Consider the following 19146-nt stretch of genomic DNA (forward strand, 5'->3'; position numbering starts at 1 on the left):
GCACTGACCCGCTGAAACGGGTCCAGGCGTAAACTGGATTGCACGTACACACGGTGATCTTACCACCGACATTGGTACCCGAACACGAGTTCGGAATATCGCGGTTCGATTCCGCGAGTCGGCGTTAAGGCGGCCATAGCGGCGGGGCGACTCCCGTACCCATCCCGAACACGGAAGATAAGCCCGCCTGCGTTTCGGTGAGTACTGGAGTGTGCGAACCTCTGGGAAACTCGATTCGCCGCCTGCCACTTATACCACTTTCAACCCTCGAACAGCCACTGCGCTGTTCGGGGGTTTTCGTCATTTCTGCCGTGCAGTCACGACTGTTTCCGTACCCATCACTTCCACTCCGTACCGCACGTTTTGCACTTCGAGACCGGCGTTTCGCCGTCCTCACCGAGCACGGCATGCAAGTCCTGCCCGTCGCACTCCGGGCACCTGGGCCGGGACTCGGTTCCGCAGTCGGCACAGACGAGCGCACCGCCGGTCCCAGTCTCCACCAGTTGCTGCTCGTCGTGGCCACAGTCCGCACAGGCGATCGGAATCAACAACTCGTTCGTGTCCCGGGGGGCACCGAGTGCGAGCACCACCGCGTCGCCGTCGGCGTCGTTCTTGCCGGACTGGTGTTCGCCGGGCTCGAACCGGATGGCCTCGCCAGCGGCGACGGTGACTTCTCCGTCGAGCGTTTCGAAGGTGAGCGTCCCGTCGAGCACAACGAATATCTCCTCTTGGTCGGCGTGGGCGTGCAGCCCCGCCAGTCGGGTCCCGGGTTCGACGCGGTAGCGATTGATCGCGATGTCGCTGGTTCCGAGGCCTTCCCCGAGCGACTGCTTTTCGGCGTCGCTCCCGACGTCGGCGGGTTCGATCCGGTCGATTGCGACCGTTTTCATACGCGAACGACGACCGCATCACGCAAAAGTTTCGGTAGCCGGCGCACCTGCCATCGGCGGCGAAACGGTGGCTTTTACGCGCATGCGAGCGACGTCTCACGTGTCATGAGCGACGAGTTCCGGACCGAACGCGACAGTCTCGGCGAGATGCAGGTGCCGGCGGACGCCTACTGGGGTGCACAGACCCAGCGCGCCGTCGAGAACTTCCCTATCTCGGAGGTCACCTTCGGGCGGCGCTTCGTGCGCGCGCTCGGGGTCGTCAAGAAGGCGGCCGCGCTGGCCAACAGCGACCTCGGGACGGTCCCCGACGACAAGGCGGAAGCCATCGTCGAGGCCGCCGACGAGGTCATCGCCGGCGAACACGACGACCAGTTCCCCGTCGACGTGTTCCAGACCGGGTCGGGCACGTCATCGAACATGAACGCCAACGAGGTCATCGCCAACCGGGCCACGGAGATCTACGGCGGAGAGATCGGGACGCGCGAGATCCACCCCAACGATCACGTCAACTTCGGCCAGTCGAGCAACGACGTCATCCCGACCGCGATGCACGTCGCGTCCCTGGAGGCCGTCGAGAAGGACGTCCTCCCCGCGCTGGCAACGCTTCGCGACGCGCTCGCCGAGAAGGAAGACGAGTTCGACGACGTCGTCAAGACGGGGCGAACGCACCTCCAGGACGCGACGCCCATCACGCTCGGTCAGGAGTTCTCGGGCTACCGGACCCAGATCGAGAAGGGAATCGAGCGTGTCGAGGGGACCCGGGACCACCTCTCCGAGCTGGCGCTGGGCGGGACTGCCGTCGGGACGGGGCTCAATACCCACCCCGAGTTCCCCGCGAAGGCAGCGGAGTACATGTCGGAGGAGACTGGCGTCGAGTTCCGCGAGGCCGACAACCACTTCGAGGCCCAGGCCGCACACGACGCGATGAACGAGGCCCACGGCGCCCTGGAAACGGTCGCCGGGAGCCTCAACAAGATAGCAAACGACCTGCGCCTGTTGGCCTCCGGCCCCCGGAACGGCCTCGGCGAAGTCGACCAGCCGGAGAATCAGCCTGGCTCCTCCATCATGCCCGGGAAGATCAACCCCGTCGTCGCCGAGGCCGTCAACCAGGTCCACAAGCAGGTCGTCGGCAACGACGCCGCGGTGTCGGCCGGCGCGGCCGAGGGCCAGATAGACCTCAACCTCTACAAGCCAGTCCTCGCGAGCAACTTCCTCCAGTCCGCGCGGCTGATCGCCAACGGGAGCGAGGTGTTCGCCGAGAAGTTCGTCGCCAAACTGGAGGCCGACCGCGAACACTGCGCAGAGCGCGTCCAGCAGTCGATGGCACTCGCGACTGCCCTCAACCCCGCCATCGGCTACGACAAGGCGAGCAAGGTCGCGAAGCAGGCCCTCGCCGAGGGCAAGACCATCCGCGAGGTCGTCCTCGAGGAAGGGTACCTCGACGAGGACGAGGTCGACGAAGTCCTTGACCCGGCGAAGATGACCGAACGCGTCATCCTCGGCGACGACTAGATGTCGGTCCTCTTCGACTCGTTCGCGTCGTCGGCGACCCACTCCGGTTCGGTGACCGTCGCCGCCCCGACCTGCCGGTACGTGAAGTTGTCGCGTACGTCGATCCGTTCGTCGTTCCGCCGGACGGTGAACGTGACGTTCAGGCTCCGAACGAACCCGTCTGATCGCACAACGGCACGCGCACGATAGGAGTCGAGGGCACCGTACCGCGGCAACGTCGGGCGCGTCCCGACGACTTCGTAGTGAGGGGCGTCACCGACGTCGATGCGCGAGACTGTCTCGTTCTCGAGGCGGAGATATCGTCGTATCGCGACGGTCACGAGGTCGGCTTCGGCGGGGCGCTCGCCCGCGGACGCGTTTTTGCGGACGACCCGGCCGTCGTCGGTCTGCCAGGTCCGATAGGCGACGTCGCCGTCGACGTAGGCCTCGTAGTCGTCGAGGCTCTGGATGCGGCCGTCGATCACCGTCTCGTACGGGTCGGCCGCCAGGTGATACCTCGACGCGTTCTCGTACGTGAGCCGTCGGACCACGGCGCTCTCGGCCGTCGTATTTCCGAACCGGTGGACGACGGAACTCGTCCGATCCATCCGGTAGCTCGTTCTGTCCGTGATTTCGCCGTGAGATTGCGCGAGGGAACCGGGATCGGTGACGCCAGACGCGTCCAGTCCGGGGGCGAGAGATCCGCCCGGTTCCTCGGGGCTCGGTGAGGGCGTCGGCACCGGTGCCGGCGTCACCGTCGTCGTCTCCGTGGGGCTGTCGGTCAGCGACCCGCAGCCGGCGGTGACCACGAGGACGACCAGACCGACTGAACCGAGGAACCGCCAGCCCATTACCTGTGTACTGGCGGGTCCTGGAGCAATAAATGCTGGAGTCGGGCTTCTACTCACCGTTGTCATCCACCCGCGGGCGGGACAGTCGTCGTTCGCTCTCGGTCGCCGCCTGGGGCCACTGCTCGTCGACCCAGCCAGGTCTGTCGACAGAAACGTCGTCACGCCGTTCGTACCGGAAAGAGTACTCGACGGTGACGGCTCGATCGGGTCGGTCGACGACGTACGAGACGTTCATCGCCCTGACGAAGCCCTCGGGTGAGACCAGCGCGGTGGCCGAGAAGTTCCGTCCCCTCGTGAATCCCGGGACCATCTCGCGCTCGGAGTGGACGCGGTAGTAGGGCTCCCCGTCGACACGTGCCTCGGCGACGGTGGCGTTCGGGACCGCAAGGTACCGTCGGACTGGCCCGGCCATCTCGCTCTCGTACCGGACGCTCGCCGCCTCGGCGGGCTGTCGGGCGTAGGTGAACTCCTGTTGAGAGAACGGGATGAATCGGCGATACACGGTCTCTCCGTCGGCGAACTCGCTGACGTCGTTCAGGAGCCGTTCGTCACCGCGCTGGGCGAGGTCACGTCGGTTGGTGTAGAACTGATACCGCTGTTCGCTCTCGACGCTGAGATTCTGGCGGACGACGTGTTCCTGCCCGGAGACGTTCGGCAGGGAATCAGTCCGGCGGATCGAGTGCCAGACGTAGCGCTCGCCCTCGATGGCGTTCGTGTGGGCCTCGGCCAGGCGGTTGACGTCCCGGACGCCGCCACCGAATAGCCCCGGCGCGATACCCGTGGGTGTCGGTTCCTCCGTCGGGACGCCGGTGACTGGCACGGGCGTCACGGTCTCTGTCGATTCGCTCGCGGTCGTGAACGTCCCACAGCCGGCGGTGACCGCGAGGACGAGGACGGCGAGCAGCCCCCAGCGCATAGCCGAGCATTCGGGGCCGGGCGCAAAAAGGTGGGTCCTGCCGGGAGGCCGCTACCGGGAACTGGACGGTTTTTTACCGTCGGAGGGCCGACCTACGCGTAATGACGGAGTACGATTACGAGGATCTCGGCCTCGTGGCCGGCCTGGAGATCCACCAGCAGCTCGACACGGACACCAAACTCTTCTGTGAGTGTCCGACCGATATTCGGGACCCCGGAGAGGCGACGCGCACGTTCACCCGCTACCTCCACCCGACGAAGAGCGAACTGGGAGAGATCGACCAGGCCGCCCTCGAGGAGAGCATGGTCGACCGCGAGTTCGAGTACCTGGGCTACGACTCGACCTGCCTCGTCGAGGAGGACGACGAACCGCCCCACCGGGTCGACCGCGAGGCGATGGACGTCGTCATGGAGATCGCCCAGCTGCTGGACATGACGCTGGTCGACGTCGTCCACGTGATGCGAAAGATCGTCGTGGACGGCTCGAACACCACCGGGTTCCAGCGCTCGATGCTCGTCGCCAACGAGGGGGAGATAGAGACGAGCGAGGGGTCCGTCGGCGTCGAGGACATGATGCTCGAAGAGGAGTCCGCCCAGCGCGTCGAAGAGACCGAGGACGGCGTCCGGTACTCCCTGGACCGACTCGGCATCCCGCTCGTCGAGATCGGGACCAAGCCCGACATCCGCTCGCCCGAACAGGCCCGCGAGGCAGCCGAACAGATCGGCATGCTCCTGCGTTCGACCGGCCACGTCAAGCGTGGACTGGGCACCATCCGCCAGGACGTCAACGTCTCCATCGCCGAGGGCGCCCGTATCGAGCTGAAGGGCGTCCAGAGCCTCGACGACATCGACGACATCGTCCGTAACGAGGTCCGCCGCCAGGTCGAACTGCTGGATATCAAAAGCGAACTCGCCGAGCGCGAGGCCGTCGTCCACGACCCGCAGAACGTCACCGACGTCTTCGAGGACACGGACTCCGGCGTCATCGGCGGTGCGCTCTCCTCCGGCGGTGAGGTCGAGGCCGTCCGCCTCGAAGGGTTCGACGGCCTGGTCGGCCGGGAGATCCAGCCCGACCGCCGCCTCGGGACGGAGTTCTCCGACCACGCGAAGCGCCACGGCGCCGGCGGCATCTTCCACACGGACGAACTGCCAGCCTACGGTGTCACCGAGGACGAGGTCGAGGCCCTGCGCGACGCCGTCGACGCCGAGCCCGAGGACGCCGTCGCCATCGTCGCGGACGACCCCCAGACCGCACAGCAGGCCATCGAAGCCGTCGCCGACCGGGCGAAGACGGCGATGGAGGGGGTCCCCGAGGAGACCCGCGGCGCGAACGACGACGCCACCTCCCGCTATCTCCGACCGCTCCCCGGCGCGGCGCGGATGTATCCCGAGACGGACGTCCCGCCAGTCCGCCCGGACCCGACGGAGGTCGAACCGCCGGAGTTGCTGACCGAAAAGACCGAGCGCTATCAGGCCGAGTTCGACCTCGGTGAGGGGCTGGCCGAACAGGTCGCCTACGGCCAGCGCTGGCGTCTCTTCGAGGAACTCGTCGGCCAGGGCGTCGACCCGAACCTCGCCGCCGGCACCCTGGAGTCGACGCTCACCGAACTCCGGCGCGACGACGTCCCCGTCGCGCACCTCACCGACGATCACCTCCGCGAGACCATCCTGCTGGTCCACGGGGGCGAGGTCCCGCGCGAGGGCGTCAACGACCTGCTCACCGCGCTCGCCGAGGACCCGACGCTCACCGCCGAGGAAGCGGTCGAGCAGGAAGACCTGGGCGGCGTCGACGAGAGCGAGGTCCGCGAGGCCGTCGCCGAAGTCGTCGAGCGCAACGCCGACCAGGTCGAAGACGAGGGCATGGGCGCCTTCTCCGGCCTGATGGGCGAGGCGATGGGCGCGCTGCGCGGGAAGGCCGACGGCGACACGGTCAGCGACGTGCTGCGCGAAGAGATTCAGAAGCGAGCTTGAGTAGTTGATTCGGCATTCCTGGCCGAGTGTAAAAGAATTTAACGTCGTCGTGGGGAGGAACGAAGGATGCCCTCCACTCGCAGACAGTTCCTCGCCTTCGTCGGCACGGGAGCCGCAGGTGCCGCGGTGTACGCCGGAACGCGCGAATCGCAATACTCGCCCGGGACTGACGAATCCTCCGAGTGGCCCATGTCGGGATACGACCCGAGATCTACCGCGTTCAACCCCGATGCTGCCGCGCCTCGTGACGGCGTGACGGTCCGCTGGCAGACTGCCACCCCGAGCAAGCCGTCTGGACGACCGGTGGTCGCTTCGGACGTCGTCGTCCTCCCGACTCCCGCTGGTCTCATCGGATACGACCTCGAAGACGGCTCGGAGCGATGGCGCGTAGGGGGTGATCAGCCCTGGCCGCGGTCGCCGCTGGTCCACGATGGAACCGTCTACGCGGGCTTCGGCGACCCCCCGCAACCGTCTCTCCGGGCACTGGACGTCCGGAGCGGCGACGAACTGTGGAGCTACGACACACGCGGCTATCTCCAGGCGCCGCCGGTTCCGAACCTCGATTCGGATGGTGGCATCCGCGGGCTCTACGTCGGTGACGACACTGGCCGAATCTACTCGTTCGAACCCGAGACGGGGACGCTCAAGCACTCGACCGACGTGTTCGGCACCGTCACCTGTCTCACACACGGTCTGTCTCTCACTGTCGGGACGGAAGGTGGTGAGATATTCCGTTTCCTGGACGACGGCGACCGATTTCAGGGACTCTGGCGACGAAAACTCGGCGGCAAAGTAACTTCGATGACCGACGCCATGGGGGACGTAATCGTCGCCACGTTCGGTGGACCGCTTTACCGGTTGCAAGACGGTGCCCACGCCGGCCGAAGCAGGTGGACCGTCGAGCGCGGCGCTATCGACATGGCCGCCACGGGGAGAGAAGTGATCGGTTCGGACGGTGGGGGTCTCCGGATACACGACGAACGAACCGGTGACCGACGCTGGGGGGTAGAGAAGGGGTTCAGCGCCGCGCCGGCCGTCGCAGGTGATATGCTGATCGCTGGTGGCGGTGAAAACGGCGAGGACCAGTCCGGTTTCGTCTCCGGCTATCGGGTACGCGGTGGCGTTACCGACGCTGTCCTCGGTCGCGATCGCTGGACCTTCGAGACGGAGACCACCGTTACGGGCGGCGTCACGGTCGCGGACGGCGCGGTGTTCGCCGGCACGCAGGGTTTCGGGGGAACCCCGACGTTGTACGCTCTGGACCCCGCGTAACCGAACTCCCTCTGCTAATTGTGGGACAATCGTTCAAGGCTGCCGCTTCAACCGGAATTCCGCACCCGGCGAGTACCGGAACACGGCGTCACCGACCGGCTCGGGCAAGTCCAGTCGGTCGAACAGGCGATTCTCCTCGATACTGACCGACGCTGCGGCGAGTTTCCAGGGCGGATGTCCGGCCACGCCGTGACTCCCGTCCGGGAGGTAGTACCGGTAACGGTCGGTGAGCCAGCCTGCGAGGATGTCCGGGTCCGCGACGGCCGGGTCCCCGCGGGGTTCGAAGCGCGCTCGGAAGGCGTCGCCGGTCACCTCGAACTCGTTTCCGGCCCGACGGTGCGTCACCGCGGTGTGCCGGAAGGGGACATCGTACAGCAGCCGAGCCCCGACGCTGGCGAACCGGCTTGCCGACTCGACGTCGAGGAAGTGGACGCCGACCTCGGGTGACGGTTCCCCCGAGTCGACCGGCACGACGTACGTTCTGACCGCGAGTTGCGCGTACTCGTAACGCCAGGAAACCCCGCGAAGGCCGGCACGGGTCCGTTGTCCGAGGACCGACACCCACGCCGAGCCGTCACGGGTGGCCGGCGCGAGCGCCGCCGGCAACCGGGCCGCGAGTTCGCCGGCCTCGACTGGCCAGTGGGCGAAGCAGACGTCGCGCACGTCGGCGCGGGCGAGGGGCATCGTCCGGAACTGCGCTCCCGGTCAGGTAACAGTTCTGGACGCGCCGCTCGTAAGCGTCGTCCAGCGAAAACCCGCCGCCGTCGACGGACCGCAGTCACTCCAGCTTGTTCGTCGCCCGTCGCAGAATCCCGCGGAGCGTCACGGTCTCTCGCCCCGTCGGGTGTGCGCGTCCCATCACCCGGCGAAAGAGCCGGCCAGCCTTGGCGTGTTTCTCCTCTGGGTGGCCCGCCGCGGCGACGAATTGGTCGAACTGGTCGTACAGGCCCTCGATCTCCCGTTCGCTCGCGCGCTCGTGGACGGTTTCGGGGAGTTGCGTCTCGTCGAGGGTCAGGTCGCGGAGTTCGTACAGCACGATGGTCGCGGCCTGGCCCAGGTTGAGCACCGGGTAGTCGACGCTGGCCGGGATCGAACAGATCTCGTCGAGGCGGGCGAGTTCGTCGTTGGTCAGGCCGACGCGCTCGCGGCCGAACACGACGACGGTGTCCCCCTGGACGCCGGCGAGGCTCTCGGCGAGTTCGGCTGGCGTCCGGAACGGGTAGCGAACGTGGCTGTCCTCGTCCTCGTTGGTGACGGCGGTGCAGCCGACGGTGTGGTAGTTCTCGACGAGGTGGTCGAAGGTGACCTCGCGGGCGTTCGGGAGGATGTCCTCCCGGGCCTGCCCGGCGAAGCCGTATGCCTCCCCGTCCGGGTCGAGTTCCGGCGGGTCGACGAGGAGCAGGTCGGAGAGCCCGAAGTTCTTCATCGCGCGAGCGATGGTTCCGATGTTTCCCGGGGTTTTCGCGTCGACGACGGCGACGCTGACGTCGGTCATACGTCGAGGTCGTCGAGGTTCACGTCGAGGGCCTCCAGGTCCTCGTCGTCCATCTCGCGCAGTTCCTGTTCGAGACCGGGGAGTTCGTCGTGCAGATCCCCGGCGTCGGGGACCTCGTCGGGCGATTCGTCGACGTGGTCGAGCGGCGGGAACGCGTCGGGCGCGCGCCCGCCGTCCATGAACCACTCGTGGAACGCGTCGCCCAGTTCGGGGTGGCCGACCAGGTCCTCGTCGGCCTCGTTCCGGAACCAGTAGACGAAGTCGCGCTCGTGGTCGCTGCAGAGGACGACCTCGCCCTGGGGTTCGCCGTAGATGACCTCGGCGGGGTTACACTCCTCGAGGTTCTCCTCGCCGTGGATCAGCCAGCAGGCGTCACACGGATCGCCGACGCGTTCGGTGAGCCGCAGGATCCGGTCACGCGCGTCGGGGTCCATCACTCCGAGCGGGCGGATGCGGCCCTCGTCGTCGAAGACCTCGTCTTCGTCGAACCGCCAGCCCCGGAGTCCGATGTTGACCTTGCCCATGGCCGACGGTAGGATAGAACCGGATAAAAGCGCGATGATGCGCCTCCAGCGTGTCGCCGGATGCACCGTCGATATCCGGTCGCTTAACAGGTCCCGGACCGAGTGGCGAGTCATGAACGCCGTCGACGCGGCCGGGCTGGGCATCGGAGACGACTATCCGACGCGGATCATGGGTGTCCTCAACGTCAGCCGGGAGTCGCCGTACGACCCGAGCGTCTTCGACGACTCGGGCGAGGCCGCCGCTTACGTCGACGAGGAATTGGTCGGCGAGGGCGCCGACATCGTCGACGTGGGGCTCGAATCCGCCAACAAGCGCTTCGACGTCCTCTCGGCCGAACAGGAACTCGACCGGCTGGACACCGCCGTCGAAGCCATGGAGTCGGTGAGCGGTGACGCCGTCTTCTCGATCGAGACGCGCTACGCCGAAGTCGCCGAGGCGGCCATCGACCGCGGGTTCGACATGGTCAACGACATCTGCGGCTTCGCCGACCCCGAGATGCCCGACGTCTGTCGCGAGTACGACGTCGCCGTGGCGAAGATGGCCAGCCCGCCGAATCTGGAGCGTCCTGGCGCAGTCGAGGAGACGTCGTGGTCAGAGCGACGGTCGCAGGCGTGGGCCGACGAGGCCGACTACGTCGACCAGGTGTACGAGGCGCTCACGCAGAACGGCCTCACCGACAAGACCATCGTCGACCCGGCCTTCGGCGGCTGGTCCGAGGCCAAGACTCTCGAGGACGACCGGGAGACGTTCCGCCGTCTGTCGGAGTTTCGCGAACTCGGGCAGCCGATGCTCGTCTCGATCAACCGCAAGAACTTCCTCCGCGACCTGGCGGGCCGCACCACCGAGGAGGCCTTGCCGGTGTCGCTGGCCGCCACGTCGATGGCCATCGACCGCGGCGCCCACGTCGTCAGGACTCACGACGTGGCCGAGACGGTGGACGCCGCCCGCGTCGGTGACGCGTTCGCCGACGACCGTCGGTGAGCACTGAATCCCCGCATCACTCGACCACGACGGCGTCACCCGCTCTCTCGACGGTCTTCGCATCTCACCTGGAATCGAGACGTGCCGCGTCAGACGGCGGAGAAACGTCCCTGAATTCTGGAACGTTACAGCAGATCGCCTGTCTCGGGTCTCAAGCGGGCCGTTCTACTCGCTTCCCTGACGTCTTCGATCTGATACTCGGGCGGTGTGAGTAAGAGAAAGCTTATACCGGATGCCTCGAAAAGAAGCGATGAAGGCCGAAAGGGCAACCGGGTAGGGGTACACGGTTATGCCATTTCGGCTCAAACTTCGCTTTATCGTGGACCGAACCGTCCAGTGACTGCTATGGAGTTCGACGAGTGGGAACCCGTCTACGAGGCCGTCCTCGCGGACTTCGGCTACGACCGGACGGGCGACGAGCGGGCTCGCGACGTCCTCGCAGAGCTACTGCCGCCGGGCTTCGAGGCAGCCCTCCCGACGTTCGGTAGTGACTCCGAGACGGTCGCAGTCGCGGGGGCCGGGCCGTCACTCGAAGACGACCTCGCACTCGTCGAAGGTGCCGACGCGGTGTTCGCCGCCTCGACGGCGGCGGATCGCCTGTTCGACCGTGGAATCGCCGTCGACTGCGTCGTCACCGACCTTGACAAACACGCGGGGACGGTCGAATCCCTGAGCCACGACGGGACGCCCGTGGCCGTCCATGCCCACGGAGACAATGTCGACCTCATCCGGGAGCACGTCCCCGAGTGCGACGCCGACCGGCTGATACCGACCACCCAGGCGGCGCCCGTCGGCCCTGTCCGGAACTTCGGCGGGTTCACCGACGGCGACCGCGCGGCGTTCCTGGCCGACCACCTCGGCGCCGATGCCCTCGTTTTCCCCGGGTGGGACTTCGACGACTCGAGTGTCGATTCGGAGAAAGCGCGGAAACTCCGCTGGGCCGAGCGCCTGCTCTACTGGCTGGAACGTCGCCGGGGTGACCGGTTCGCACTCCTCGACGGCCGTCGGTCGGGCATCGACCCGACCGGGCTCCCGATGGAGTGAACGTGCGAGGGGGACGGGACCGTTCGATCACAGCGACTACCAGAGGAGTCCCTGGTCGCGGACGTGGTGTTCGAGCGTGGCCTCGTCCTCGAACTCACGGCCGCAGACAGAACACCGGACGGGGCGGTCGACTGTCCCGTCGTCCATCGAATCTCCCATGGGACGTCCTAGGCGCCAGCGCGGTAAGTAGATTGGCCGGTCAGTCACTCGGACGCGAGTTCGGCCATCGTCGCGTCGACGTCGTCGGGCTCGGCGGCCCGCGGGAACGATACGGACAGTGCGTCGACGCCGTCGATTTCTGCAAATCGCTCGATTCGGCCACGACACTCCTCGGGCGTCCCGGCGACGGCGAGTTCGTCGAGCAGGTCGTCGTCGATCGCGGCCGTCGCGCCGTCGTGGTCGCCGTTGGCCCACCGTTCGGCGACGGTGTGGGCGGTCTCTTCGTAGCCCTGGCGGGCCAGCGAGTTGCGGTAGAACGTCCCCATGCCGCCGACGTAGAACGCGACGTGCTGGCTGACGAGGTCACGCGCTCGTTCGCCGTCCGGGAGGACACAGCAGGGGACCGAGAGCGTGACGCGCTGTTCGGATCGGTCGCGGTCGCCCAGTTCAGCGCCCCGGTCGAAGTCGTCCAGCCGGTCACGGAGTCCGTCGCGGGTGAGCATGAGCGCGTGCCAGCCGTCGGCGAACCGGCCGGCCAGTTCGACCGACTTCGGCCCAAGCCCGCCCGCGTCGACGCCGGGCCTGGGTTCGGGCGCCTCGTGACGGAGTCTGAACCCCGACAGCTGGAAGACGTCGCCGTCGTAGTTCAGTTGCTCCCCCCGCAGGACCGTCTTGACTATCTCGACGGCCTCGCGTGTGCGCTTGAGCGGCTGGTCGAAGTCGACGCCGTGCCACCCCTCGACGACGATGGGGCCTGATGGACCGAGCCCGATGCGGAACCGGCTGTCCGACACCTCCTGGAGCGTCGCGGCCGTCTGGCCCAGCAGCGCGGGCGACCGGGAGTAGACGTTCGCGATGGAGATGCCGAGACCGATCGATTCTGTGCGTTCGGCGATAGCCGTCAGCGTGGTCACCGCGTCCCGGCCCCAGGTCTCGGGGAGCCAGGCCCGCTCGTAGCCCAGCCCTTCGGCGCGGCGGGTCAACTCGACCAGCGTATCGACGCTGGGCTGTGCGGCAACGGGGAGGTAGACGTCGCGTGGAACGGTCATCGTGAGTGGTCCTCGCCCCTACAAACGAGCCCGGGGTTGTTAGTTTCGTGGGTGACGCGACCTCTGTCTCCCCGTCTCGAAGCGTGCGCCGTGGGGCCGAACGTCTCGTTCGTGTAATCGAAAATGACAGTCTCACGGTCCGTCGCGCCCGGTACCGGGCAACGGGAACTGACAACTTTTTCCCCTCCCCCCGATTAGCGTCTCCTGTGTCGTCGCCAGTAGCGGATCTGGAGGCCGTGCTCGCGGAGTCAGGCCCCGATTACACGGACTTCACGTTCGAGCGGCCCACCGGTGGCCACCAGAGTGACGTCTTCATGGTGACGCTCGAGTACGCGGGCGAGGAGTACGAGGTCGTCGTGAAGTTCGAGCCCCCGGAGATGGCCTCCTTCGCGGTCGAACCGAAGATCCACGACTTCGTCGCCGAGCGAAGCGACGTCCCCGTCCCGGAGATACTCGTCTTCGAGCAGGACCCTGTCAACGACGTGCCGCCGTACTTCATCACCGCGCGACTGGAGGGACAGAACCTCGCGGAGGGGTTCGGCGACCTCTCGATGGACGTCCGCCAGCGGGCCGTCGCCCAGGTGGGGCGGATGCTCGGTGACCTCCACTCCGAAATCGCCTTCGAGGCCTTCGGCTGGCTCGATCTCTGGCAAGAGCGGATCATCGTCCGCGACCTCACCGGAAGCTGGCGGGAGTACTTCGAACAGCTGATCAGGGGCCACGTCGACGCGCTGGCCGAGACGCCCTTCGCCGACGTGGCCGAGCGAGCCCGAGAGCGCATCGAACCGGCGCTCGCGCTGGTCCCCGAAGACGGCGTCCCGCGGCTCGTCCACGACGACTTCCGACCCGCGAACCTGCTGTTCGATGCCAGTCTCGAGGAACCGATAACGGCCGTGCTCGACTGGCAGGACGTGCTGGCCGCCCATCCGGAGTACCACCTCGCCCAGACGGAGTTCCTCTTCATCGATTCGGCTTTCCAGGACCCGGCTATCCGCGACCGCCTCCGCGAGACGCTCCACGACGGCTATCGCGAGGAACGGGCGTTCGCCTTCGACGACGGGTACGAGGAGCGCCGCCCGCTGTACCAGCTCTCGACGTTGCTCTGGCGGATGGGTGGGTTCGAGGACGCCTTCGCCGACGATTCCGGACTCGCCCGGGCTCGCGCCGAGGCCCAGTACCGCCAGCAGTTCGAGCGGCTCGTCGAGTCGCTTCCCCGGCCCTGATCTTCCTTCCCGCTAATCTTCTTCGCCGCTAGTCCTCCGAACCCGACGCGACCCCGTCCGCGGCGGACGGGTCGGTCGAGTCGGTCTGTTCTCCGTCGAGTAGCGCCTCGACCGCCTCGCGGTCGACCTGCAGACGCGCACCGGTCCGGGCCGCAGCGAGCGCGCCACAGGCGTTCCCGACCGACAGCGCGCGTTCGTCGCCCCCCTCGAACCGGCCGGCGATGAACCCCGCCGCGAAGGCGTCGCCGGCGCCCGTGGTGTCCACGGGGTCGACGGGGTACCCCGGGTGGGTCACCGTCTTTCCCCCGGTTCGGAGCTCCGCACCACCGGCGCCGCGCTTGACGACGACGGCGGCGACGTCGCCGAGCAGGTCCTCGCTCGCGGCAACGCGCCCCTCGCGCTCGTTCAGGAAGACGACGTCGACGCTGGCGAGCGTCTCCTCGTAGGTCCGGTCCCCTAGCCGTCGCCCGGGGTCGAAACTGACGGGCGTCCCGACGTCGTTCGCCAGCCGCGCGAACGCGGCGGCCGTGTCCGGATCCTGGCCCGTGAGGTGAAGGTGGTCGGCCTCGGCGAGGGCGCCATCGGGCAGGTCGCCGGGGCCGAAGGTCTCGTTGGCGCCGTCGTTCCCGAACACCATCACCTCGCCGTCGTCGGCGACGACGAGGTACTTCACGGACGTGGCGGCGTCGGGCGCCTCCACGAGAGTGGTGTCGATGCCCACGCCCTCGAGTTCCCGGCGAGCCAGCTGGCCGTGCTCGTCGTCGCCGACGCTCCCCAGCAGGTGCGTCGAGACGCCGAGGCCGGCGAGGACGACGGCGACGTTCGAGGCACTCCCGCCACCCGACTGTCGCTGTTCAGAGATGGTCGCTTCGCCGTCGACGGGCGGCAGGTCGTCGACCCGGAGGGTGACGTCCCAGTTGACGTGGCCCGCGCAGATGACCCGCGGCATTGTCCAGAAGTCGGCCGCCCGCCGGTAAATAGTTCCGGGCGGCGTCGCCTCGACTCCGCAGTGCCGCGAGCCGACGGCGAAGTGGCTCCGGAAGACAGGTCGTCGGGACTGCGCGATTCAGGCCCGCAGTCCGGCGTCGAGGCGGGGCTCCGCCCGGTCGACGGTGACGGCGTCGAACTGGTCGAGCCACTCGGCGTCGTCGCGTTCGAAGGCGTCGAGGCAGTCGCGGACGGTGTAGGCCCGGTCGCCGTCTGAACACGGGAAGACGGCCTGTAGTCGCTCGTCCTCGTAGACGGCCAGCGAGACGACGGGGAACACGACGACGTCGTCGATCTGGTCGAGGCCCAGGTACGAACGCGTCCGTCGTTCGAACGCCGGCCCCAGCGAGTGACCGTTCCGGTCGGCCCACGCTGCAAACTCGAGATACGTCTCGATCGCCCCGTCCCTGGTGTCCTCGTTCAGCGTCCGGATCCGCTGCCACTCACCGGCCACCGCGGCCTCGTCGAGGACGCCCTCGCCCTCCAGCGCGCGGACGCGGTTCAACACGTCTTGCTGGGCGTCGAACGTCCCGTAGGTGTCTCCGCGGAGGTACAGTTCGGCCCGGCTCTGGGTGGCTGGCGCTGGCATGGTTCTCAGGCGAACGAAGACGTGACGCGCTATTAATACTTTCTACCACCGCGAGAACGGCGCGGAGTCTGGCGGTTCGAACCGTCGATCGGTCGCTCAGTCGGCGCTGGCTTCCGGACCGGCGACGACGTCGATCTCGCCGGCGTCGAGTTCTTCCTCGACCTCGCGGGCGGCCTGCACCATGTTCTCCATCTTGCCGTAGGCGACATCGCGTGGGAGGAGCTTCACGCCACAGTCCGGCGAGACGGTGAGGCGTTCCGGCGGGACGACCTCCAGGCCCTTCTTGATGTTCGCCTTGATCTCCTCGACGGACTCGACCTCGGCGACGTGGACGTCCGTGACGCCCATCGCGAAGTCCTTCGTGAACTCGTGCTCTTTGAACACGTCGAGCTGTTCGTAGTCGCCGTTGGCGAGTTCGAGGTCGAACTCGTGGACGGGATAGTCGAGAATCTCGGGGTAGATGCGGGAGTAGTCGCCGTAGCACACGTGGAGTCCCAGGCGGACGTCGTCAGGGACTTCGTCGGCGATCCGCTCCAGGCACTCGCCGACGATGGCGTGGTCGTCCGGCGTCGTCGCGAGGGCGGGTTCGTCGATCTGGATGTAGCGCGCGCCGGCCTCGACGAGCGCCTCTATCTCCTCGTTGACCAGGTCGGCCAGGTCGTAGGCCAGCGCCTCCTCGTCCTCGTAGACCTCGTTGAACGCCCAGTTGGCCAGCGTGTAGGGACCCGTGATGGGGACCTTGACGGGTCGGCTCGCGACGGAGCTGGTGAACTCGTACTCGCTGACGAGCCACTCCTCGTCGTACTCGACCTCGTCGGTGACACTGGGCTTGTCGTAGTAATTGTGGCCCCACACCTTCACGCGGCCGTTGAACTCGTAGCCGTCGATGCGCTCGGCGAAGTACTCGACCATCTCGTTGCGGCGCATCTCGCCGTCGACGACGACGTCGAGGCCCGAGCGCTCGTGCTCTTCGGTGATGAGTCGGGCGGCGTCGTCCTTGGCCTCCTCCCACTCGTCGCTCCCGAAGTCCGCGTCCTCGTCCTCGAACAGCTCGCGGGCGCGGTCGTGCCACTTGGGCTTGGGGTAGGAGCCGACGACGGTCGTCAGCAGGAAGTGGTCGTTCGGGTGGTCCTCCGGTCGGAATTGCTCTCGTGGTCCAGTCATCAGGCTTGCACCTCCTCGAGTTCCGCGGCGTCTGCGAGGGCAGACAGCTTGGCTTCGAACTTGTTCACCGGCAGGTAGAACGTCTCGGTGTTGGCCGTCGCGTAGACGGTGTCGTAGTCGCCGGCCGTCTGGTCCGCGAACCAGTCGATTCGCTCGCGGATAGTCTCGGGCGTCTCGACGAGCGTGTTCTGCCCGTCGACGAGGCCGAGCGCGACCGAGTCCTTGGTCCCGTACTCCTGGACGTTGTAGACGGTCTGTTCGTGGTCGGCGATCAGGTCGAAGCCGATGGCGTCGACGTCGGCGTCCATGAGGTGGGCGTACACCTTCTCCTCGATGGCGCCCCAGTAGGTGTGGGCGACGACGTCGGCGTCGACTGCGTTCGCGACCTGGTCGATCGCCTCGCTCGCCCGTTCGTCCGCGCCGTCGCCCGGCGCGTTCTCGACGAGCGAGGGCTCGAGCAGGAACAGCGTCTCGACGTCGGGGAACTGCCCGGCCTCGTCGGCCAGGAACGCCGCGATGGCGTCGAGGAACGCGGCCTCGTCGCCGTAGTGCTCGTCCGTCGCCAGGTCGGCCAGCGAGTACGGCCCCGGGAGGACGGCCTGGAGTCCCGAATCGACGTGCTCGGCGGCCGCGTCGAGTTCGGCGGCGACGTCGCCCGTCGCTTCGAGGTCGCCGGTGACGACCGGCTCCCTGTAGAAGTTGTTGTTGTCGTAGTAGCGGACGATGCCGCGGGTGTCGACGGAGTCGGCGACGGCCAGCGGGTGGGCGATCATGTCGTCCCAGCGGAGCTGCCCCTCGACGACGCGGTCGAGGCCGGCGTCGGCCTGTACGTCGAGGACCTCACGGCGGGCGCGGTCGTACGCGTCCGTTATCTCGGCGGACTCGTCGCCGCTGATGAGGTCGGTCTTCTGGTGTCCTTTCAGGTCGGACAGTTCGTCCTTCGCCCAGTCGGGTAACGGGAACAGGCCGGGCGTCGTGGAGACTACCTGCGTCATTGGAAAATCGTACGAAATGACGGGCTTTAATATTTGCCATTCGATCTGATGCACAGCAGTTATTCACGCCGTTCCGAGCGGCCACCGAATCGGCCGCGATGGGCGCCACGCGGCGACGACGGCTGCGGTGACGACGAACTGCCCGACGACGAATGTGAGCGAGCCTGGATCCGTCTCCAGCACCGGGATCAACCACGTCGTCCAGTTGAACGACGTGTGCACGAGGAGCATCGCGAGGAGACTTCCGCCGGTCCGGTCGTAGAGCCAGGTCATCACCACGGACACCATGACGATGGACGCGACGAACCCCCAGATCGGCTTCTGGTAGTAGATCGTCATGCCGGGGACGTAGAACAGCGGCAGGTGCCAGAACCCCCAGATCAGACCGAGAACGACGCTCCCGCCGAGGGCGCCGATCCGGTCGACCAGCGGGTCGAGGGCGTATCCGCGCCACCCGAACTCTTCCTGGAGGGGGCCACCCAGGAAGAGGATGTACGCGAAGGCGATGGGAACGGCTAGGGGCTGTCCGGCCCAGGGCGGGGTCGGGAGGCCGGCGCCCGAGGATCGCGCGACCAGCGCAGCGACGAGTGCGAGCGCGGGAAACAGGCCGAGTATCGCCAGCCAGAGGCGCCCGGGGAAGTCGACGGCGACCGCCCGCCGCCCCAGTTCGACCAGCCCGGATCGACCGCGTCGCCAGCCGATCACGACCACGCCGGCTATCGACGGACCGAACGCGCCGAGGGCCGGCAGGGTCGGAAAACGCCGGAGGTACCCGGTCGCGACCAGTGCCTCTGGGCCCCAGAACGCCCACGACCAGCCGAAGGCGATCAACAGAAAGACTCCGAAGGTCGCGGACGTCGAGCGGTCTCGGTCGGTCATCGCCTGGAACGTCGCGGGGAACTGTCATCAAATTGCGTGTCGAACGCGACGCGTTGGCCGTTGTCCGACTCCTACTCCCCGGAGACCGAGAGCCGAAGCACGAGGAGTCGTTCGAACGGATAGGCCTCCCGCTCGACTTCGGTGGCGTCGAGTCCGTTCGCCGCCGCGCGTTCCCGGACGGCGTCCGGGTCGGTGAGCGAACTCACGAGGAGGTAGGCGGCGCCGTCCGGGGCAAGCACCCGGTCGACGTCGTCGAGGAACGGGTCGATGGCGGCGCGGCCGTCCTCGCCGCCGGAGAGCGCCGTCTCCATCCAGTCGCCCCACTCGTTGTCCGGGTCCGTCGGGAGGTACGGCGGGTTGAAGGTGACGACGTCGAATGAGTCGTCGCGGAACGGGTCGAGCAGGTCGGCCCGAACTACGGGGAGTCCCCGTTCGCGCGCCTGCCGGCAGGCGGCGGGGTTCAGGTCCGAGGCGACGACGTCGGCACCGGCCGCGGCCAGTTCGTCGGCAACGTAGCCCGACCCGGTGCCGACGTCGAGCGCGCGGTCGCCCGCTGCGACGCCCTCGCGAGCGGCCGTGGCGAGCAAGTGCGAGTCCTCCGCGGGCTGGTAGACGTCGGGCGTCTCGCGGCGGTCGGCGAGTGACGGTCGGTCGCGGTCCGTCATC

At 67.5% G+C, this 19146-nt stretch carries 19 protein-coding genes, 1 rRNA gene and 1 pseudogene; 7 read left to right on the forward strand and 14 right to left on the reverse strand.

Annotated features, from left to right (window positions below; all coding sequences use genetic code 11):
- Nucleotides 1-125: 125 nt before the first annotated feature.
- A 5S ribosomal RNA gene (rrf, locus tag AC5FRV_RS03130) occupies nt 126-247 on the forward strand.
- Nucleotides 248-338: 91 nt separating this feature from the next.
- Here rrf and AC5FRV_RS03135 read toward each other — a convergent pair.
- Complete coding sequence (locus tag AC5FRV_RS03135; protein ID WP_493559658.1) at nt 339-890, reverse strand: cupin domain-containing protein; 552 nt, start codon at nt 888-890, stop codon at nt 339-341.
- A gap of 105 nt (nt 891-995) precedes the next feature.
- On the opposite strand from AC5FRV_RS03135, the gene AC5FRV_RS03140 reads away from it, so the two are divergent.
- A complete protein-coding gene (locus AC5FRV_RS03140) occupies nt 996-2402 on the forward strand; it encodes a class II fumarate hydratase (RefSeq protein WP_493559659.1) in 1407 nt (468 codons plus the stop codon).
- On the opposite strand, the gene AC5FRV_RS03145 is transcribed toward AC5FRV_RS03140, so the two are convergent.
- Both AC5FRV_RS03145 and AC5FRV_RS03150 read right to left on the reverse strand, forming a co-directional pair.
- On the reverse strand, nt 2399-3232 hold the full coding sequence (locus AC5FRV_RS03145) for a hypothetical protein (RefSeq protein ID WP_493559660.1): 834 nt from the start codon (nt 3230-3232) through the stop codon (nt 2399-2401). The two genes, AC5FRV_RS03140 and AC5FRV_RS03145, sit on opposite strands and share 4 nt — an antisense overlap.
- Nucleotides 3233-3281: 49 nt before the next feature.
- Nucleotides 3282-4148: a hypothetical protein gene (locus tag AC5FRV_RS03150; protein WP_493559661.1), complete on the reverse strand. Its 867-nt coding sequence runs from the start codon at nt 4146-4148 to the stop codon at nt 3282-3284.
- Nucleotides 4149-4249: 101 nt separating this feature from the next.
- Here AC5FRV_RS03150 and gatE point away from each other — a divergent pair, with 101 nt between their 5' ends.
- Together gatE and AC5FRV_RS03160 are read left to right on the forward strand one after the other, a co-directional pair.
- Nucleotides 4250-6118 carry a Glu-tRNA(Gln) amidotransferase subunit GatE gene (gene gatE, locus AC5FRV_RS03155; RefSeq protein ID WP_493559662.1) on the forward strand — a complete coding sequence of 623 codons (1869 nt, stop codon included), beginning with the start codon at nt 4250-4252 and terminating at the stop codon, nt 6116-6118.
- Nucleotides 6119-6184: 66 nt separating this feature from the next.
- The gene (locus AC5FRV_RS03160) at nt 6185-7390 is read left to right on the forward strand and encodes an outer membrane protein assembly factor BamB family protein (RefSeq protein WP_493559663.1); all 1206 of its coding nucleotides are present in this window, start codon (nt 6185-6187) and stop codon (nt 7388-7390) included.
- Between the two features lie 33 nt (nt 7391-7423).
- On the opposite strand, the gene AC5FRV_RS03165 is transcribed toward AC5FRV_RS03160, so the two are convergent.
- The 3 genes from AC5FRV_RS03165 to AC5FRV_RS03175 all read right to left on the reverse strand — a co-directional run bounded on the left by AC5FRV_RS03165 (nt 7424) and on the right by AC5FRV_RS03175 (nt 9409).
- A complete protein-coding gene (locus AC5FRV_RS03165) occupies nt 7424-8074 on the reverse strand; it encodes a YqjF family protein (protein ID WP_493559664.1) in 651 nt (216 codons plus the stop codon).
- A 94-nt stretch (nt 8075-8168) separates the two neighbouring features.
- A complete protein-coding gene (locus AC5FRV_RS03170; RefSeq protein WP_493559665.1) occupies nt 8169-8885 on the reverse strand; it encodes an RNA methyltransferase in 717 nt (238 codons plus the stop codon).
- Complete coding sequence (locus AC5FRV_RS03175; RefSeq protein WP_493559666.1) at nt 8882-9409, reverse strand: DUF8114 family protein; 528 nt, start codon at nt 9407-9409, stop codon at nt 8882-8884. Before AC5FRV_RS03175 ends, AC5FRV_RS03170 begins: the two co-directional genes overlap by 4 nt.
- A gap of 112 nt (nt 9410-9521) precedes the next feature.
- On the opposite strand from AC5FRV_RS03175, the pseudogene folP reads away from it, so the two are divergent.
- A pseudogene (gene folP, locus AC5FRV_RS03180) lies at nt 9522-10379 on the forward strand (dihydropteroate synthase); the annotation flags it as partial.
- 357 nt (nt 10380-10736) lie between these two features.
- Nucleotides 10737-11435 (forward strand): 6-hydroxymethylpterin diphosphokinase MptE-like protein, encoded by a 699-nt coding sequence (locus AC5FRV_RS03185; protein WP_493559667.1) that lies wholly within the window; start codon nt 10737-10739, stop codon nt 11433-11435.
- A 36-nt stretch (nt 11436-11471) separates the two neighbouring features.
- Here the strand turns inward: AC5FRV_RS03185 and AC5FRV_RS03190 are convergent, their stop codons facing one another.
- Complete coding sequence (locus AC5FRV_RS03190) at nt 11472-11594, reverse strand: hypothetical protein (protein WP_493559668.1); 123 nt, start codon at nt 11592-11594, stop codon at nt 11472-11474.
- A 44-nt stretch (nt 11595-11638) separates the two neighbouring features.
- Nucleotides 11639-12643, reverse strand: a complete 1005-nt coding sequence (locus AC5FRV_RS03195; protein WP_493559669.1) for a TIGR04024 family LLM class F420-dependent oxidoreductase — start codon at nt 12641-12643, stop codon at nt 11639-11641.
- Nucleotides 12644-12849: 206 nt separating this feature from the next.
- On the opposite strand from AC5FRV_RS03195, the gene AC5FRV_RS03200 reads away from it, so the two are divergent.
- A complete protein-coding gene (locus AC5FRV_RS03200; protein ID WP_493559670.1) occupies nt 12850-13866 on the forward strand; it encodes a phosphotransferase family protein in 1017 nt (338 codons plus the stop codon).
- Nucleotides 13867-13894: 28 nt separating this feature from the next.
- On the opposite strand, the gene AC5FRV_RS03205 is transcribed toward AC5FRV_RS03200, so the two are convergent.
- The 6 genes from AC5FRV_RS03205 to AC5FRV_RS03230 form a co-directional block, all read right to left on the reverse strand.
- Complete coding sequence (locus AC5FRV_RS03205; protein ID WP_493559671.1) at nt 13895-14815, reverse strand: ATP-dependent ribose-1-phosphate kinase; 921 nt, start codon at nt 14813-14815, stop codon at nt 13895-13897.
- Nucleotides 14816-14932: 117 nt separating this feature from the next.
- Entirely contained in the window at nt 14933-15442 is a 510-nt protein-coding gene (locus AC5FRV_RS03210) for an HTH domain-containing protein (RefSeq protein WP_493559672.1), read from the reverse strand.
- A gap of 96 nt (nt 15443-15538) precedes the next feature.
- Nucleotides 15539-16606 carry a methionine synthase gene (locus AC5FRV_RS03215; RefSeq protein ID WP_493559673.1) on the reverse strand — a complete coding sequence of 356 codons (1068 nt, stop codon included), beginning with the start codon at nt 16604-16606 and terminating at the stop codon, nt 15539-15541.
- Nucleotides 16606-17601 carry a 5-methyltetrahydropteroyltriglutamate--homocysteine methyltransferase gene (locus AC5FRV_RS03220; RefSeq protein WP_493559674.1) on the reverse strand — a complete coding sequence of 332 codons (996 nt, stop codon included), beginning with the start codon at nt 17599-17601 and terminating at the stop codon, nt 16606-16608. The genes AC5FRV_RS03215 and AC5FRV_RS03220 overlap by 1 nt, the downstream gene beginning before the upstream one ends.
- 63 nt (nt 17602-17664) lie before the next feature.
- On the reverse strand, nt 17665-18480 hold the full coding sequence (locus AC5FRV_RS03225) for a CPBP family intramembrane glutamic endopeptidase (RefSeq protein WP_493559675.1): 816 nt from the start codon (nt 18478-18480) through the stop codon (nt 17665-17667).
- Between the two features lie 71 nt (nt 18481-18551).
- Nucleotides 18552-19145 (reverse strand): HemK2/MTQ2 family protein methyltransferase, encoded by a 594-nt coding sequence (locus AC5FRV_RS03230; protein WP_493559676.1) that lies wholly within the window; start codon nt 19143-19145, stop codon nt 18552-18554.
- Between the last annotated feature and the right edge of the window lies 1 nt (nt 19146).

The organism is Halomicrobium sp. HArcel3, assembly GCF_058933135.1.